The sequence below is a fragment of the Microcoleus sp. Aus8_D2 genome, from assembly GCF_036702665.1.
GTDB lineage: Bacteria > Cyanobacteriota > Cyanobacteriia > Cyanobacteriales > Microcoleaceae > Microcoleus.
Genome location: NZ_JAUBUN010000045.1, coordinates 15,912 through 32,996, shown reverse-complemented (window position 1 = coordinate 32,996; position 17,085 = coordinate 15,912). Strand labels below are relative to the sequence as shown.

Here is a 17,085-nt window from a genome sequence, read left to right as displayed (position 1 = left end):
CCTTGATAGTCGGGGAGTATGTCAATCTCACTCTTTTTTGGGAGCTAGTTTGCGGATGCCAGACGGTGCTGGTGCAAAATTCAAATATTCATTTTTCTCTTCCACAGGTGATGAGGATTTAGATGCTGGATACTTCTTGCCTTTGGTGGCGTGATTAGCAACTGTTCCCAAGCAGGGGATGCCAAAATTTTCTAATTGACTGAAAACTTTTTTGACTACAGAAAACTTGACCAGGCGAACTGCTACAACCATCAGTATGCCATCTGTGCGCGCCGCTAAAAAATTTGTATCTTTACTGTCAACCAGCGGCGGCGTATCGTAGATCACTAAGTCAAATGTTGCCTGAAATTCTTCCATTAAATACTGCATCTGAGATGAGGCAAGCCGTCTAGCAGTACCGGGAACCGGAAGACCGGCAGTTAATACAAAAAGATTATCCGTTAGATGCGATCGCTGGATAATTTCATCCGGTTCGTTTTTATTTTCAAGAAAGTTGCTCAATCCCTTGACATTAGGCAGTTCCAACAGCCTGTGCAGGCTGGGCGAATGCAAATTTGCGTCTACCAACAGGACTCGCTGACCCGCCAGCGCTGCCACGTGGGCTAAGTTTAAAGCAACGGTAGATTTGCCTTCGCCAACTGTAGCCGAACCAATTGCCAAAGAGCTAATCGTTCGATTTGAAGAAAGAAAGCGGATATTAGTATAAAGAGAGTCAAAAGCTTCTATAAATTCCGCAGCATTTTTATGATTACCCTGTTTTCCTTCAAGATAAGCATAGGCATTAGCAATAGAAGGCGGAAACTTTTTAGAATTTTTGTCACGAGGAATTACTCCCAATAAAGGCGCATCAATCGCATCTTTAATGTCATCAGCAGAGTAGAAAATATTGCGGAACTTTTCAATGATGATAGCCAATACCAGACCCAACACTAGCCCCCCAATAACTGCCATCATCAAGTTGTTTGCACTTTTCGAGGGAAGTGGAATGTATTTGCCTGTTTTAATATCTTTCGGTATCCGGGGCTCAGAAATTATTTCCCAAGGTACTTGGCTTTGGGCTGCTTGGACGCGCAGAGTTTCCCGCTGAGTTAAAAGTTGATCGCGGCTGCGGGAGGCTATGTCTAATTGCTGTTGCAGTTCATTGTAACGGCGAGCTATACTGGGGAATTCTCTGGCTTTTTGGCTCAAATTCTCTTTAGTTTGGGCGATCGCCTGACTGCGAGCTTCTAAGACTTGAACTTGGTTGGCAGTATCAACCAATTGTTTAATCAAGCCTATGCGAATCGAATTTTGAAAATTCTGAACTTTAGAATTGGCTTGAGTTCCTACCAAATTTTGCCCCAAAATTCGATCCGTTTGCTGGTTGAGCAAAGCTACTAAATTTGCCCGCTTCCGCTCTAAAGCTTCCACTATAGGGTTAGCAGATTTAAAACGAGCTGTTTCTACAGCAATCTGACCTTCTACTTCCTTAACCTTGGTCAGCAACTCTTTATATTGAGGTTCTTCGCTTAAAGCTGAAGCAGCAATAGCTTCATTTGGTGTAAAATCTAATTGTTTTTGCAAGTTAGCGTACAGTATTTTCTGTTCCTGGAGCATTCTTTGAGTTTCTGACTCTAAAGTTTCTACAGCGCGAATTTGCACTAGCAATTGCGCGCCTTGTTCTTTCGGATCGGTAATTTTTTGCTGCTGCTGTATCACCTGTAAATCAGACTTCAGGTCATTTACTCGCTTGTCGAGTCCCGGAAGCTGGTTTTCAATAAAATTAACACCTTGACCAATGCGACTCTTGCGTTCGTCTAGGCTGTACTTTAAATATTTCTTTTTAGTTTCTTGTAAAACAAACTCAACTAATTTAGGGTCCTGCCCCATGAAGCGAACTTCCAAAATTTTAGTTTGCGTCAACTCATTTTCTCCGAGGCGCAACACGACTAATCCTTTTTTAAGAAGTTCCTCGGTCATTTCTGGATATTTTTGTTGGACTTGTTTCGCAATAGCCGACAGCATCTGAGGACTCTGGAGAATTTGAAGTTGAGTTGGATAGTCCAAACTAAAAAATTCTCGATTAGGCACTGCCCCCCCCTCACTGCGATTGGCGAGGGCAGAGGCGTCGGCAAGTCTTGCCTCCGTTGTCACGGGTTCCACTAGCATCCGAAAATCGGCTTGATATGTTTTCTTGCCTTGCTTGACCTGATAATAACCTCCGGCGCCTGCTAGAGCCATAATCCCAATAATGACTAGGGCTTGTCGCGCAAAAGTCCTAAACAACGGCTTGAGATTCAATCCTTTCTGAGGCGCCGCGCTTAATTCTTCTCCCTCGTCAACGGACAATTGCTGTGCGGGTCTGCTCTGGTTGCTAATTGCTACGATATGAGCGTCCTGTTCTGTTTCCATCTTGACCTCTTTCATATTTTTTTGGTAAAATCAGCTTGGTTCTGCGAGCCTTCTGGTTGATACTTTCACCCTTGACTTCAGGATATCACAGGAGATTCTTGGTTGGTTGGTTCTACTTCCTTCCAATAGTTCTCACTATTTTCACATAGTATACAAAAATAACTAAATCCTATGTTGTGTCGGCTGCAAAAGTTATTTGACTAACTGAAGAGAGAGTTGTATCTGACTGTATTTATGTCTGCTGTGTTGTGCTTGTATTTAGGGTTTATGGGCGGCGAATCCAACTTTTTCCGGTGTCGCTGAGCTTCGCCACAGCTCGCGCCATAACTTTACCAAAATTTTACAATTTCCCGTAACACCAGGGCCGCCGATCGCGCTGGTATTGCCTGGTCATCTCTGCCATTTCTGCGATCGCCACCAACGGCAGCAGCACCTGTTAACTTACCCGCTTTCCTGACCCACTAAAAAGTTTGGCATTTTCGATGTACATATAATAATTAACAGCATTCAGCCGATTTTTGGAACGGCAACTAATTGAATCAATTTCCCATAAAAATCTGTCTTTATCTTTTAATTATCAACTTTTTGACGAGCTGGATGACTGCTTATTAAGTCTCTAGACTTAATAAGCAACCCAATTATCTCACAAAATTCTCTCAATAGTGCACAACAGACATAAAAATTAATAACTTGCGTTCTCAAAGTCGATCGACATCTCGAAAAAATCCAGCCTTCTTGGTTGTGCTACCGGGGGGGGATGGCGCTGGGCGATGTGATGTTTTGTCGGAGAAACACCGGGTTTCTGGGATCTTCGACTCTTACTACAACCATCGCTGTGATTCGCCCTACTATGAGAGTTATAGCAATATTAGCGGGAAACGCGCCACGGGCTATTTTTTTCGACGAACCGATGAAAGAGGTTTATGACACATTTGTAATAGAATAGAAATAGTTCGCAACTGATGCGATAATTTCTCTGGCTCTCGCCCGGATGAGCTGTTGTTCATTCAGTTGACCGCTTGACAGTTGACCGCTTGAGGGCACTTGACAAAAGAAGGAAGAGAATTGGAGTAATGAATAGTCTTCTTTTAATTTCTCCCGATCGGGCGGGCGGGCTTTAAACCAATTCTTTCGGGTAATTATTATTTGGTGAATTTACCAATTACCCACTACTCATGACAGCTTACTGATTCTGTGCTTTCTTTTCTCGAAGTCTCAACAAGATTTCGGCATGATATTCGCGGGTGATTGGATAAAAATATGTGAGAATCATGCCGCAAATTAAAGCAATTGTGGGCAGCGGCCCGATCGCAACTCGAATCGCAAACAGCGCAGAATCCGGCTGTACGGGCGCAGCCTGTCCCTGAACTGTGGCGAGAAATCCAGCTTGCTCTAATGCTTGGCCTACCAACCACAAGCCGATCGCCAAACCAATTTTTTGCAGCAACACCATAAACGAATAGAACACGCCTTCGCGTCTTTCTCCTGTTTGGAGTTCGTCGAGTTCAATCACATCCGGTATCATCGACCAAGGTACGAGATAAGCAGTGGAAACTCCCACACCAGCCATAACTGCTAACAGGTACATCTGGACAACTTGTCCCGGTTGCAGGAAAAACAGTCCGGCTTGGGCGATAATCCACAAACTCATGCCCATAAAATAAACAGCTTTTTTGCCATAGCGTTCGCTAACTCTACTCCAAACAGATAACATGGCGAATGCACTGCCTTGAACTGCGATCGCAGTTTGGAAAAAATCAGCTTCTTGCAGTTTCATCCAGTTGATGACAAAGTAAGGCAAAATCGAAGCAGTTAATTGCACTCCCAGCCAAGAACAGAGGTAAATTCCAATTACGTACAAAAAAGGGCGATTGTTAAATGCAATCCGCACCTGTTCTCCGAGTGGCAAGGATGTTGAATTGTCTTCTACTGGATTGTCTTGCAATTGAGAGAAAACGTGTTTGCGGGTTCCGAAAAAGCACCAGTACAAAGGCAATACTGAAATTACTGCACAGATTGCACCTAATACTAAGTATTTTTGGGTATTGTCTTTAACTAAGTCAAAGATAATTTTCCCTAAAAGTAATGACAAAATGCTGCCGCCGATCGAGAAAGAAAACCGGAAACTGTTAAGGCTAGTACGTTCGTTGTAGTCTTGGGTTAATTCTGGGGTGAGGGCCGTGTAAGGCAGGTTGACGGCGGTGTAGGCCGTGTTAAACAATATGCCGATCGCCACATAGTACCAAAACAATATCGTGGGATCTTTGCTGGGAACAATCCACTGCAAAAAGAAGAAGATGCCGAAAGGAATTGCGCCGTAAACCATCCAAGGATAGCGGCGGCCCCAGGGGTGAGAGGTGCGATCGCTCAAAACCCCCACAATTGGGTCATTTACAGCATCCCAAACCTTGCCGATCAGCAAAATGTTGCTAGCAGTCCCCGCAGCCAAACCCGCCACGTTGGTAAAGAAAAACAGCAGGAAAAACACCAGAACATTCGCAGTAATTGCGGGGCCGAGGTCTCCCGCGCCGTATGCTAACTTTGTGGAGAAACTGAGTTTTTTGGTTTTTGGGTTGTCGGCGACTGGTTCAGGGGGGGAAGTGTTGCTCATAAACTTTGATTTCGGGATTTTTGGGCAGGCGCAGTCTTTCCAATAGGAGTATAACTCGCGCTACGCTGTAATACTAAGTTTTTTTTGGGCGATCGGGACGATCCTGAAGATTGGGTAATTGGGAAAAAGGTAATTGGTAATTGGTCATGGGTAATTGGTAATTGAATAGTAGGGGCGGGTTTCACCAACAATCTTTAATTCCCACCAACAATCGAAATAAACCCGCCCCCACCCAGCGACAACAATCTTTAATTCCCACCAACAATCGAAATAAACCCGCCCCCACCCAGCGACAACAATCTTTAATTCTCACCAACAATCTTGATAAACCCGCCCCCACCCAGCGACAGAAAGTACGCGCTGCGCAGCTATCCCTCTTGGCCCAATCGCACATTTGCAAATTTCCCAAAAAGGTCAATCGCCCATTGAAAAATTACCTAGGGGCCCGTTTAAACAGCAACATTTATCTGTCGCCCATAAAATAAATAAACCCACCGCCTAACTATACAAATAACTCCCTTAAGGAAACAATCGCCCTACCTGAATTTCTATTTCGGGAAAAACCAGCATTGACAAAATTACCTCTTCATCAAATATAGTTTCTTGTCGGTAATTTCCCCCCAGCGGTTCGCGAAAAACATAAACTTGCCGCGTGTTAACATCAAGTATCCAATAATCAGCAATTCCCGCCTTAGCATAAGCCCGTGCTTTGCGGTTGCGGTCTGTTTCTAAAGTCGTGTCAGCTACTTCTACCAACAACAAAATGTTAGCGGGTGCGGGATGAAAATCTTGGTACAGCCTAGGGTCGATTTGCACGACAGCAAGATCCGGTTCTGGTTCGGAATTTGCACTCAGAGTAACCGGGTTTTGGATGCGAATTAAAGCAAGTCCTGCTAGCAGAGTTCTGAGATAGTCTCCCGCACTGAGATTAGTTGCAGCATGGGGAGGATTTTTAGAATTATTTGAAACAATTTGTCCGTCAATTAATTCGACTCGTTCATCGGGATCGAGAATACCAGTTTCGGTCAGGCGGCGGTATTCGTTTACAGTCCACAAGCGTACATCTGTTGCAGTCATTGCTCTATTTCCTGTTATAATTTGCGAAGGATAGACGAGGGCAGGATTTCTGTTATAGTTGAAACTAGGAAGTTGAAATTTTAAATTGGGTGAATTATTCAATCCCAAATCCCAAATCCCAAATCCCCAATCTAAAATTCCTAGGTTAGCAATCTAGATTTTGCTGTAATTGCTCCCACACACCACAAAATAGCATTGACCATCTCCGAACGCTGGATGTCCTCTTCAGCTAAAAAACTGGCAAACTCTTCTTCAATATTCAAGTGGTCTGCAAAAGCATAAAGCACGCGCTTGTACTCTGTGGGCATCGGTGTTAATGTGGCTTTAACTAAATTTAACAGCGCGTTCAAACAGTTAAGCATAATCCCTGATTCGTCAATATCTTCTGCATCGAGCAAGTACAGGGTTTCTGCAATATCGCAAATAGCATCTATTTGTGTTGGCGGTTTTCCCAGTTTGCTGACATCGATATTGCATAATTTCAGAGCATTAATCGCTAGTTGTGGACGGGTAAAAAATACAAGTTGACCGCCGGCTACTAAAGGCGGTTCTTGTTCTCCATAGACAATGAGAGTATATAGATTCGGTACTTCGGTTTCGGGGTCGAGGCGGAAACCGAACAGCCACAGCAATTTTTCTTGATTTGGGTTGGCTGTTTGCAGTTTTGTTGCGAAAACTTTTGATTGTGACATGATTTTTTAATCCTGATAAAATTTATGCTATTAAACCCGGTTTCTAGGCAAAATCGGGGTGGGAGTGAGACATCTACAAATAAGCTAAGTTTAAGAGGCAATAGTGCGCAATTTTTGTCCTACAAATTTTGCTGGATGATGTCGCAGCATTCAGCGACAGTTGCTCTTTTTTCCATGGCTGCGACTAGGGCTTCGTAAGCGGATTGATGGCTTTCGATTAGGGTTTTTGCTCGCAGCGAACCCCAGTTTTGTTTGAGTTGAATTTCGGAAGTAGGACGGCGCAGTTGTGTTAAGATTGCGCTAATTTTTGTGCGGTCTTCCGCTCCTCCTCTGGCGCTGCCGTAAACAACTTTTTCGGCGACTATTCCTGCCATCCACACGGTGCAGTATTGGTCTAAAAGTTGGGCGGAAAGAGTGCCGTTTTGAAGTTGAAATGCTAGTTGTTCGTCTTCAAATCGGACGCCGCCTTGGGCTGTTTGACCTTGTTTGAATGCTTCAAGAGCGTTGAGGGCGTAGCTGGTTACGGGAATTCCCAACAAATGCGCGACGAGGAAGTGTCCGGCTTCGTGGTGGAGGATACGATCGCGCTTTTCTTTAGAACTTCCCCCCAACCAATCTACTAATATTGTACCGCCTTGACCTTGCCACTGGAAACTGTCGAGGGTGGCTAGCCCCAACAGGCAAAAGGTGGCGATCGCAGGTACGGCCTCTGGTAGGTTGAATAGGGGGCCCAATAATATGGACACGGTGATGGCGAAGATAGAAATAGCGATAATATTCAAAGAAGTGTCTTTCATAATTGCGAATTGGTAAGTGGGAATTGGTAATGGGGAATTGGTAATCGGGGATTGGTTTGAGAGGTAAACTCAGGTACATCGCGCGATCGCTTTGCCGCCGTGTCCGGTCGATCGCAGCACCGGGACTTCCGACAAAAAACATCATCTTCCAGTTTGACTGAAATTTGCCGGTCGGAAGCCACCAATCTTAAAAAGATATTAAAATAAATCAAAGTCAAGTAAAAGTGTTAGTGGAATCCTTCATGTCAGTTTTGGCAGCGATCGCAGTTTTAGGTATCTTGATAGTTGTTCACGAACTCGGCCACTTCCTGGCGGCGAGACTTCAACACATTCACGTCAACCGCTTCTCCATCGGTTTCGGGCCCATCCTGTGGAAGTACCAAGGCCCGGAAACTGAATATGCCCTCCGCGCCTTTCCCCTGGGAGGTTTCGTGGGTTTCCCGGATGACGATCCAGACAGCACTATTCCCCCGAATGACCCAGATTTGCTGCGAAATCGCCCTGTGATCGATCGGGCGATCGTGATTAGTGCAGGAGTAATTGCCAACTTAATTTTTGCTTACTTCCTGCTGGTGGTGCAATTGACCACCGTTGGCGCTGCATCCATGAACTACCTACCGGGAGTTAAAGTCCCGGAAGTCGCTGCGGAAGTTAGTTCGGCCGCCAAACAAGCCGGAATTCGATCGGGCGACATTGTTCTGTCCGTTGATGGTAAGGAATTGGGCGCGAACCGCGAAGCAATCAAATCTTTAGTCTCAGCCATCCAAGATCATCCCAACCAACCCCTGGCGTTAGAAATTCAGCGCGAAGAGCAAAAATTTGTGGTGACAGTAACTCCCGAATTATCACCTGACGGTAAAGGTAAGATTGGCGTGCAGCTAACTTCTAACGGTACCGTCGTGCGGCATCGAGTCGGAATTGTAGAGGCATTTAGCCAGGCCGCGACTGAGTTTGAGCGAATTGTAGTGCTGACGTTTCAAGGTTTTGGGCAGTTAGTTACCAATTTCGGTCAAACCGCAAAACAGTTGTCCGGGCCCGTGGCAATTGTGGCCGCTGGTGCAGGGATTGCGCGATCGGATGCTGCGAATTTGTTTCAGTTTGCGGTATTAATTAGTATAAATTTGGCTGTGATTAATATCTTGCCTTTGCCTGCTTTAGATGGCGGTCAGCTAGCTTTTCTGTTAATAGAAGGACTGCGCGGCAAGCCTCTGCCGAACCGCATTCAAGAAAATGTAATGCAGACTGGTTTGGTGCTGTTGTTGGGTTTGGGAATTTTCTTGATTGTTCGCGATACTGCTAATTTGGCGGGCTTTGATTTGATGCGAACTCTTCGACAGCAGTAGTCAGTAGTCATTGGTCATCTCGCCGCTCGCGAAGTCGAAGGGTGGTCATTGGTCATTGGTCAGTAGTCATTGGTCATCTCGCCGCTCGCGAAGTCGAAGGGTGGTCATTGGTCATTAGTCATTAGTCATTTTAGCCGAAGAGCGACTGGTGCTGTATCTCGACTTCGCTCGATAACCGCGTAGCCGAAGCAAGCCGAAGGCTGGTCATTAGTCATTTTAGCCGAAGAGCGAAGCCGAAGGCTGGTCATTAGTCAGCAGCCATTAGTCATTACACCACTGGTGACTGCTGAGTAATATAAATCAATACGGTTGACTTAAGGTTTTTTGATAAATTAAAGAGCGCAATTTTATAGGAATACAGACTTTTTTTGACTCGTCAGATTGTTCTTAAGTCAACCAGATTAAGGTAGGGGCGGGTTGAGCTAACAATTCATGAAATAATCGACCAGATCGAGGCAAAACCCGCCCTCTATTAAGTCAAAAACATTGTAATATAAATTAACCAGTAATATTGGAGAAATAGCAATGGTTACACAACTGCAATCTCCCGAAACAGCAAAAATCATCTACCCAGACGATAACGGCGAACCAATGTCAGACAATACCGAACAGTTTCGATTAATCGTTTGGATTAAAGAAAACTTAGAACTATTATTTGCGAGCATAGCTGATGTTTTCGTAGCGGGAAACTTACTATGGTATCCAGTAGAAGGAAATAACAAAATTGCTCAAGCGCCAGATGTGATGGTAGCCTTTGGAAGACCGAAAGGTTATCGAGGTTCCTACCAACAGTGGAACGAAGAAAATATTGTACCGCAAGTCGTGTTTGAAATTTGGTCGCGGGGAAATCGCCTGACTCCGATGCTGCAAAAGCTGAGATTTTACGAACGGTACGGCGTAGAAGAATATTATCTTTACGATCCAGCAAGTGTGGATTTGACTGTATGGGAGCGCCGAGAGGATCGATTAGAAGCAGTCGAAGAAGTGAACGGCTGGGTCAGTCCAAGAATGGGAGTGCGGTTTCAAGTATCAGAAACTGAACTGCAAATATTCAGGCCTGATGGAACACCGTTTGTGAGTTTTGTGGAACTCGCTCAACTTCGAGAACAAGCAGAATTAAGAGCTGAACAAGAACGGCAAAGGGCCGAACAAGAACGGCAAAGGGCTGAGCAAGCAGAAACTATGCTGGAGCAAGAACGATCGCGCTCGCAAGCTTTGGAAGCTCGGCTGCGAGACATGGGAATTGACCCGAATCAGTTGTAAATGACTAAGCTCAAGTTCGCTCAATGACCAATGACCAATGACCAATGACCACCCTTCGACTTCGCTCTGGGTAAAATGACCAATGACTAATGACTAATGACTAATGACCAATGACCAATGACTAATGACTAAAAAGTTAAGTTTAAAACAACGATCGCTCGAAATTCTGATTCGCCTCAAACGCCTGTATCCAGAAGCCCCTTGCACTCTCAACTACGAAACTCCCGTGCAGTTAATGGTGGCGACGATTCTGGCGGCCCAGTGTACCGATGAGCGAGTCAATCTGGTAACGCCGGCTTTGTTTGAGCGTTTCCCGGATGCGCAGGCTTTGGCAAATGCTGATTTGGATGAATTGGAGCGTCTGGTGCGATCGACTGGTTTTTACCGGAATAAGTCTAAAAATATTAAAGCTGCTTGTTGGGCGATCGTCAACAAATTCAACAATCAAGTACCGCAGCAGATGGAACTGCTGCTAGAATTGCCCGGAGTTGCACGCAAAACGGCTAATGTCGTCCTCGCCCACGCCTTTGGTATTCATCAGGGCGTGACGGTAGACACTCACGTCAAGCGTTTGAGTCAGCGGTTGGGATTGACTGAACACGCCGATCCAATTCGGATCGAGCGGGATTTGATGCTATTGTTGCCGCAGCCGGATTGGGAAAATTGGTCAATTCGGTTGGTGTATCACGGCCGGGCGGTTTGTAATGCGAGAAATCCGATTTGCCATATTTGCGAACTTGCAGATTTGTGCCCTTCTGCTAATAGTTAGATTTTGCACTAATTTCAGGGACAGGCAAGATGCCTGTTCCACAAAACAGCTTAAATTCTTGTGGCCGTAATTTCAGGAACAGGCAAGATGCCTGTTCCACAAAACAGCTTAAATTCTTGTGCAACAGGCATCTTGCCTGTTGCTAAAAAAGCTTAAATTCTTGTGGAAGTTGCCAAAAAAATTTAAACTCTTGTGGAACAGGCATCTTGCCTGTTACCAAAAATTTAAACTCTTGTGGAACAGGCATCTTGCCTGTTGCCAAAAATCTTGTCAACAAAAAAACTAATTTAAATAAAAGCGATCGCAAATGACCAAAATATAGTAAAATAGTAGATTGTGATTTATCTAAGGATATCAACAGATTATGGCCAAAAAGAGCATGGTCGAGCGCGAGAAAAAGCGCCAAAGACTCGTAGACAAGTACGCCGACAAGCGCGAAGACCTGAAAGAGCAGTTCGACCAAGCAGCGAACCAGATGGACAAAATGGCGATTCACCGCCAACTGCAACAGCTACCCCGCGGCAGTTCGCGGACTCGCTTGCGCAACCGCTGCTGGGCTACAGGTCGCCCCAGAGGTTACTACCGCGATTTCGGACTGTCTCGGAACATGATGCGAGAAATGGCTCACGAAGGTCTTTTGCCCGGTGTTGTGAAGTCTAGCTGGTAGCAGAAAGAAGGAAGTTCGGCAACGGATTTGGTAACGGATTTAACGGATAGAAGAAAGAAACCTTTAGTTATCTAGGAGAGAGAAAAGGAAGAAGGAAAAAGGAATAAGGAATGAATAAAAAACTTATGAGTAATCGGTAAGATTATATTTAGGGTTTATTTTTTTTTCAGACTTCATATCAAGCTTCCTTCTTGCTTTTTCCTTCTTGCTTCTTACTCATTACTTATTACTCCTTGCTTCTTCCTTCCTCCTGGCATCCGTTACATCCGTTACAAAATCCGTTGCCGAACCTTCTTGCTTCATTGGCCGCAGCATTTATCGATACCGAGACTTTCGAGTAATAAGTCGCTGACGGCATTGGCGATCGCAAATTCGCCGTAAAAGCTTTTAGAAAAATCATAGGCCTGCATTTCGGTGACGATCGCAATTACGAGGCTACCCAAGTCGTTTTCGCCTTCCATGCGCTGGCGGAGGTAGATTTGGGCGGCTCTTTTAGCTATTTGCTGGTTGGCTGCTTCTGGGATAAACTCGGAGTCTAGCCAAGCGAGGAGTGTTTCTTGCAGCCATTGGCTTTCTTGTTCGGGGTTTTGGGCGGGCGGTAAGGTAATAGGTTTGATGGTTTCAGACATGATTATTCCTAATTGCTAATGTTGACGAATGAAAAGTTAGCGGACAAATGACAACTGATAAATTTATGCAATATGATATACCGTCAATTATACAGGGATACGCGCAAGGCTACTTCTTGATGGCCAATGATGGCGAGGAGAGTCTGGGGTGGTATTCGAGCCGCCAGCGGGCGCTGATACCGCTGGATGAGAGATTTACCTATCCGCGATCGCTGGGCCGGGCCTTGAATCAAAATCGGTTTTCGGTGGCTGTGAACCGCGATTTTGGGGCGGTGGTTGAGGGTTGTGCCGATCGAGAAACGACTTGGATTTCTAAGGAGCTCAAGCAGATTTACTGGGGTTTGTATGAGGCTGGTTGGGCGTACAGCTTCGAGACTTGGTGCGGCGACGAATTGGCGGGCGGTATTTTGGGATTGTCTATAGGCGGCGCGTTTATTGGGGAATCGATGTTTTACCAGATTCCCGAGGGTTCTAAGGTGGCGATGGTGAAGTTGGTGGAGAGATTGCGCGATCGATCTTATCTACTTTTCGACGCTCAAATGAACAATCCGCACCTCGAAAGATTCGGGGCTTATACAGTTAAGGAGAAACAATATAATGCTCTTTTGCAAGCAGCTTTGAAGCGCAAGTGTTCGTTGTTTTAATCGGTTGAAACCCCGGCGATTTAAATCGCGGCTACACGAACCAAGTCCGGATGGTGCGCGGACTAAGAATAAGAAGGATATTGAATACAAGCAAGATTTGGATTCGGCGGTTTCAACCGCCGGGATTTCTGACATAATGTCATCTCTTAGTCCGCGCACCATCCGGACATCGTTTGTGTAGCCGCGGTTTCAACCGCCGGGTTTCCTAAAATTTTCAACCACGCTATAATATTCTCAACTAAAGTCGATCGAGCAAAAAGCCATGATAGAAAGCGCCGGTTTGGTTTGGTTGTTAGTGTCACCTATTTTGACAGAATTGGGAAAAGCCGCTTTAGACGACTACGTTAAAGATTTTTTTAAAGGTTGTATTAAAGATGTTGAAGGACTCGCTAAAAAACCCTTCGCTCAAAATACTGTTCGCGATGCCCTGAGATCATTTATTATATTGTTCGAGCAGGAATTAGAGCGATCGCACTCCAATAAAAAACAGATCCGGCAATACCTGCAACCTTTAAAGCAATTTCTCAAACAACCGGATGTCAGGCAAGTTTTGGGAACTGCGTTTCAAGGGACTTGTGAATATTTAGGCACTGGTATCTTAGCTCAGCATTGGCAAAATTTGTGTTTGCCGCATTGGGTGCGACGGACGTTCCCCACGTTCACTCTGCTCGTACCTGCTAAGATTTTTCAGGGAAAGCCAGTTGCCTCGCTTCCCGATACATTTAGTTGGGAACAAGTCGCAGACAATTATTTTAAAAGTGTTAAATCAATTATACAACAAAATGCGGAACTGCGAGAAATTTTCAACAGCCAAAATCTTGATAGCATAAATCAATATCTCAAAAACAATGCTCCGATTCCGGCTGATTTTAACTTAGAAAAATATCAAGAAGCACTGCGAGAACAATATGAATGTTTGGATTTAGGTAATTTAGATACTAGATCTGGAGAGTACGAACGACAACTGACAGTCAAAGAAATATTTATTCCGCAAAACGCGCGATATTGTCAGGAATATTTGCCGAAAGATTATGAATTGCCCAAAGAGATTCAAAGGCGATTGCGGGAACTGGGAGAAATCGCCGCCGAAGTTAGTGCCGAAGATTTGGAACGCTATCAAAAAGCTTACACTCAACAGCAAACGCGATCTGTCTTGGAAATCATTGACGATTTCAATTACCGTTATTTAGTCATTCTCGGAGATCCGGGTTCAGGCAAATCTACGCTGTTAAAATATCTGGCGCTTCAGTGGTCAAAATTGCTTCCAAATCAGTTGTCATCGCAACCGATTCACTTACTAATTGAATTGCGCAAGTACAATCGTAGTAAAGATGAAAAAGAGTGCAGTAATTTTCTATAATTTATCGAGCGCGGTTCGAGTTGGATCGGGCATTTAAATAAATCAAGACTGCACGAATGGCTGCAAGCCTGCCGGGCTGTCGTCATGTTTGACGGGTTAGATGAAGTGTTTGAAGTGCAAAAACGCAACCGGATTGTTGACCAAATTCATGCTTTTACTCAAACCTACCCCGCAGTAAAAGTTGTTGTGACTTCTCGCGTTATCGGCTACCAGCAGCAGCGGCTGAAAAATGCAGAATTCCATCACTTCATGCTGCAAGATTTTGAACCGGAACAGATTCAATAATTTATTCAGAAGTGGCACGAGTTGACACTGACAGACAGGTTGAAAAAAGCTGCAAGTTTAGAAAGATTGGATAAAGCAATTTCCGAATCAAGGGCGATTCTAGAATTAGCCGTAAATCCGCTGTTGCTGACGATGATGTCAATTCTGAATCGCTATCAGGAGTTACCGCGCTTTCGACATAAACTATATCAAGAAGCCTCTAAAGTGCTGCTGCATAAATGGGATTTTAAGGAAAAGGAACAGTTAAATCATGATAAAATTGATTCTGACAAAATTGATGAAGAAGTCAAACAAATTATCTGTGGGCGAATTGCCTACAAAATGCAGTCGAGTGGCAAAGGATTAGCCGGAAATATTATCAGTCGCGAGGATTTGCGGGAGACTATAACTGAGTCATTGAGCGGCTTGATGGGAACTGGGGCAACTGCTTGTGCTAAGTTGATGGTAGAGCAACTGCGCGATCGCAATTTTATCTTGTGCTTCTTGGGTGGATACAATGAAGATTATTTTGCTTTTGTCCACCGCACGTTTTTGGAATATTTTTGTGCTTGGGAGTTTGTCCGGCAATTTGAGAAACAAAGAACGCTCGATATAGATGGTTTGATTGAAGTTTTTCGAGGGCATTGGCGAGATGAGTCTTGGCATGAAGTGTTGCGCTTAATGGCGGGAATGCTGAATGCTAAGTTTACAGGTGAAATCCGAGAATACCTGATTGGTGAAAATGGGGAAGCAGAAAAGTTTATCAATCTGTTTTTGGCGGCCGAGTGTGTTTCTGAAGTCAAGAATCGAAATGAGATCGCTGCTATTGCTGGGGATTTGCGCGATCGAATCAAAGAGTTAACTAAATACGGAGTTTATCAAATTCGTAGACAAGCAGTAGCAGCACTTGCAGCAACTTGGAAAGATGACCCGGAAACCTTACCTTGGCTCAAACAACGCGCTCAATCTGACGATAATTCGACTGTGCGACGTGCAGCAGTCCAAGAATTAGCACGGGGGTGGAAAGATGACCCGGAAACCTTACCTTGGCTCAAACAACTCGCTCAATCTGACGATGATTGGCCTGTGCGACGTGCAGCAGTCCAAGAATTAGCACGGGGGTGGAAAGATGACCCGGAAACCTTACCTTGGCTCAAACAACTCGCTCAATCTGACGATGATTCGGATGTGCGACAAGCAGCAGTCCAAGAATTAGCACGGGGGTGGAAAGATGAGCCTGGAATATTTGAATTATTGTGCGATGTTGCTATCAATGACCCCTTCGATCGCAAATATGATTGGCAAGATAACCCCCGGCAAACAGCTCTTGCAGCTATTATTGAGCTATATCCCGATCGCCCTCAAACTTTAGCAATCGTTCGCGATCGCGCCCAGAACGATCGCGATCCAAAACTCCGCGAATTTGCCCAGAACGAATTGGCAAAATTAGAACGCAAATAAGCGAGCATCCATAGGGAAACTGCACTGCCGTATCCTCACCCGATATCACTACTTCCAACAATAGTATAATCAAGCAGAGATACTTCTCGGAGACAACAACTATGCAAGTCACAACCGAAGAAATAATTTATCCATCCAGCGACGGTCAACCAATGGCAGACAGCACAATACAATACAAGTTAATAGTCACAATCAAAGAAGGTTGCGAATCGCTGTTTGAAGATGACCCCAACGTATTTGTAGCAGCCGATTTACTGTGGTATCCGGTTGAAGGTAGACCAGATATTTCTCAAGCACCGGATACGATGGTAATATTTGGTAGACCAAAAGGCGATCGACGTTCCTACATACAATCTCGCGAAGATAATATTGCTCCCCAAGTCGTCTTTGAGATTCGCTCCCACAACGATAGCAACACAAAAATGAACAAAAAACTTTCATTTTACTATCGTTATGGAGTGCAGGAGTATTACCTTTACGATCCCGAAACAAATGAGTTGGAAGGTTGGCAAAGAATAGAAGGAATCTTAGAACCAATTGAACCGATGGAGGGATGGATAAGTCCGAGACTGGGAGTGAGGTTTGAGTTGGCAGAAGCAGGATTAGAAATTTATAAGCCTGATGGAGAAAAGTTTCTTTCCCCTTCCGAAATAAATGCAGAACGACTATTAGAGCGACAGCGCGCCGAACAAGAATTTCAACGCGCCGAACAAGAATTTCAGCGTGCAGAACAAGAATTTCAGCGCGCCGAACAAGAAGCTCTCAATGCTCAACAAGAAGCTCAAAAATCTGAACGTTTAGCAGCAAAACTGCGGGAATTGAACATCGATCCTAATAGCATCTAAGCCAGAATAAATGCTAAGAAACCAGATTTATTTGAGAAATCTGGTTTCTGGGAATTGCAGTTATTTACTCTTTGAGGGCTTACTGATCGAGACCAAAGAAACCGGGTTTTTTGCGGTTTTATCGACTGTAACCAAGTATTTTCGTAAAAACCCGGTTTCTGAACACACATTTCCGACTCCTCGAAACCGGGTTTTTTGAGATTTTGCCGAATGTAACCAAGTATTCTCGAAAAAACCCGGTTTCTCACCACCCGTGCGTCAGTCTGATTCTT

General features: G+C 44.7%; 16 protein-coding genes. 9 read left to right on the top strand and 7 right to left on the bottom strand.

The genetic code is table 11. The features are described 5' to 3' along the window. Positions 1 to 27 precede the first annotated feature (27 nt). The 6 genes from QUB64_RS26725 to QUB64_RS26700 all read right to left on the bottom strand — a co-directional run bounded on the left by QUB64_RS26725 (position 28) and on the right by QUB64_RS26700 (position 7,568). Positions 28 to 2,391, bottom strand: coding sequence for a GumC family protein (locus QUB64_RS26725; protein WP_333266856.1), 2,364 nt, complete (start codon positions 2,389 to 2,391; stop codon positions 28 to 30). A 1,183-nt stretch (positions 2,392 to 3,574) separates the two neighbouring features. Next, positions 3,575 to 5,002, bottom strand: a complete 1,428-nt coding sequence (locus QUB64_RS26720) for an MFS transporter (protein WP_333266854.1) — start codon at positions 5,000 to 5,002, stop codon at positions 3,575 to 3,577. 181 nt (positions 5,003 to 5,183) lie between these two features. After that, positions 5,184 to 5,396, bottom strand: a complete 213-nt coding sequence (locus QUB64_RS26715) for a hypothetical protein (protein ID WP_333266852.1) — start codon at positions 5,394 to 5,396, stop codon at positions 5,184 to 5,186. 125 nt (positions 5,397 to 5,521) lie between these two features. Next, complete coding sequence (locus QUB64_RS26710) at positions 5,522 to 6,079, bottom strand: Uma2 family endonuclease (RefSeq protein WP_333266850.1); 558 nt, start codon at positions 6,077 to 6,079, stop codon at positions 5,522 to 5,524. Positions 6,080 to 6,219: 140 nt separating this feature from the next. After that, a complete protein-coding gene (locus QUB64_RS26705; RefSeq protein ID WP_333266848.1) occupies positions 6,220 to 6,771 on the bottom strand; it encodes a hypothetical protein in 552 nt (183 codons plus the stop codon). Between the two features lie 119 nt (positions 6,772 to 6,890). After that, the gene (locus tag QUB64_RS26700; protein WP_333266846.1) at positions 6,891 to 7,568 is read right to left on the bottom strand and encodes an ATP-dependent Zn protease; all 678 of its coding nucleotides are present in this window, start codon (positions 7,566 to 7,568) and stop codon (positions 6,891 to 6,893) included. A gap of 242 nt (positions 7,569 to 7,810) precedes the next feature. Here QUB64_RS26700 and rseP point away from each other — a divergent pair, with 242 nt between their 5' ends. The 4 genes from rseP (at position 7,811) to rpsN (ending at position 11,610) form a co-directional block, all read left to right on the top strand. Then, on the top strand, positions 7,811 to 8,911 hold the full coding sequence (rseP, locus tag QUB64_RS26695) for an RIP metalloprotease RseP (protein WP_333266844.1): 1,101 nt from the start codon (positions 7,811 to 7,813) through the stop codon (positions 8,909 to 8,911). A 525-nt stretch (positions 8,912 to 9,436) separates the two neighbouring features. Continuing rightward, positions 9,437 to 10,174 carry a Uma2 family endonuclease gene (locus tag QUB64_RS26690; protein ID WP_333266842.1) on the top strand — a complete coding sequence of 246 codons (738 nt, stop codon included), beginning with the start codon at positions 9,437 to 9,439 and terminating at the stop codon, positions 10,172 to 10,174. Between the two features lie 124 nt (positions 10,175 to 10,298). Continuing rightward, entirely contained in the window at positions 10,299 to 10,943 is a 645-nt protein-coding gene (gene nth / locus QUB64_RS26685) for an endonuclease III (RefSeq protein ID WP_333266840.1), read from the top strand. 364 nt (positions 10,944 to 11,307) lie between these two features. Next, a complete protein-coding gene (rpsN, locus tag QUB64_RS26680; protein WP_293142737.1) occupies positions 11,308 to 11,610 on the top strand; it encodes a 30S ribosomal protein S14 in 303 nt (100 codons plus the stop codon). A 299-nt stretch (positions 11,611 to 11,909) separates the two neighbouring features. Here the strand turns inward: rpsN and QUB64_RS26675 are convergent, their stop codons facing one another. Further along, positions 11,910 to 12,239, bottom strand: coding sequence for a hypothetical protein (locus tag QUB64_RS26675; RefSeq protein WP_333266832.1), 330 nt, complete (start codon positions 12,237 to 12,239; stop codon positions 11,910 to 11,912). 65 nt (positions 12,240 to 12,304) lie between these two features. Between QUB64_RS26675 and aat the strand changes: the two genes are divergently transcribed. The 5 genes from aat to QUB64_RS26650 all read left to right on the top strand — a co-directional run bounded on the left by aat (position 12,305) and on the right by QUB64_RS26650 (position 16,813). Then, entirely contained in the window at positions 12,305 to 12,883 is a 579-nt protein-coding gene (gene aat, locus QUB64_RS26670) for a leucyl/phenylalanyl-tRNA--protein transferase (RefSeq protein ID WP_333266930.1), read from the top strand. 262 nt (positions 12,884 to 13,145) lie between these two features. Continuing rightward, positions 13,146 to 14,243, top strand: a complete 1,098-nt coding sequence (locus QUB64_RS26665; RefSeq protein ID WP_333266830.1) for a hypothetical protein — start codon at positions 13,146 to 13,148, stop codon at positions 14,241 to 14,243. 84 nt (positions 14,244 to 14,327) lie between these two features. After that, the gene (locus tag QUB64_RS26660) at positions 14,328 to 14,528 is read left to right on the top strand and encodes an NACHT domain-containing protein (protein ID WP_333266828.1); all 201 of its coding nucleotides are present in this window, start codon (positions 14,328 to 14,330) and stop codon (positions 14,526 to 14,528) included. A gap of 21 nt (positions 14,529 to 14,549) precedes the next feature. Continuing rightward, complete coding sequence (locus QUB64_RS26655; protein ID WP_333394263.1) at positions 14,550 to 15,968, top strand: NACHT domain-containing protein; 1,419 nt, start codon at positions 14,550 to 14,552, stop codon at positions 15,966 to 15,968. A gap of 101 nt (positions 15,969 to 16,069) precedes the next feature. Further along, positions 16,070 to 16,813, top strand: a complete 744-nt coding sequence (locus QUB64_RS26650) for a Uma2 family endonuclease (protein WP_333266822.1) — start codon at positions 16,070 to 16,072, stop codon at positions 16,811 to 16,813. The last annotated feature ends 272 nt before the right edge of the window (positions 16,814 to 17,085 follow it).

Coding starts and splice junctions, on each gene's coding strand:
- QUB64_RS26725 (WP_333266856.1), bottom strand. CDS start 2,391: ATGGAAACAGAACAGGACGCTCATATCGTAGCAATTAGCAACCAGAGC.
- QUB64_RS26720 (WP_333266854.1), bottom strand. CDS start 5,002: ATGAGCAACACTTCCCCCCCTGAACCAGTCGCCGACAACCCAAAAACC.
- QUB64_RS26715 (WP_333266852.1), bottom strand. CDS start 5,396: ATGTGCGATTGGGCCAAGAGGGATAGCTGCGCAGCGCGTACTTTCTGT.
- QUB64_RS26710 (WP_333266850.1), bottom strand. CDS start 6,079: ATGACTGCAACAGATGTACGCTTGTGGACTGTAAACGAATACCGCCGC.
- QUB64_RS26705 (WP_333266848.1), bottom strand. CDS start 6,771: ATGTCACAATCAAAAGTTTTCGCAACAAAACTGCAAACAGCCAACCCA.
- QUB64_RS26700 (WP_333266846.1), bottom strand. CDS start 7,568: ATGAAAGACACTTCTTTGAATATTATCGCTATTTCTATCTTCGCCATC.
- rseP (WP_333266844.1), top strand. CDS start 7,811: ATGTCAGTTTTGGCAGCGATCGCAGTTTTAGGTATCTTGATAGTTGTT.
- QUB64_RS26690 (WP_333266842.1), top strand. CDS start 9,437: ATGGTTACACAACTGCAATCTCCCGAAACAGCAAAAATCATCTACCCA.
- nth (WP_333266840.1), top strand. CDS start 10,299: ATGACTAAAAAGTTAAGTTTAAAACAACGATCGCTCGAAATTCTGATT.
- rpsN (WP_293142737.1), top strand. CDS start 11,308: ATGGCCAAAAAGAGCATGGTCGAGCGCGAGAAAAAGCGCCAAAGACTC.
- QUB64_RS26675 (WP_333266832.1), bottom strand. CDS start 12,239: ATGTCTGAAACCATCAAACCTATTACCTTACCGCCCGCCCAAAACCCC.
- aat (WP_333266930.1), top strand. CDS start 12,305: ATGCAATATGATATACCGTCAATTATACAGGGATACGCGCAAGGCTAC.
- QUB64_RS26665 (WP_333266830.1), top strand. CDS start 13,146: ATGATAGAAAGCGCCGGTTTGGTTTGGTTGTTAGTGTCACCTATTTTG.
- QUB64_RS26660 (WP_333266828.1), top strand. CDS start 14,328: ATGTTTGACGGGTTAGATGAAGTGTTTGAAGTGCAAAAACGCAACCGG.
- QUB64_RS26650 (WP_333266822.1), top strand. CDS start 16,070: ATGCAAGTCACAACCGAAGAAATAATTTATCCATCCAGCGACGGTCAA.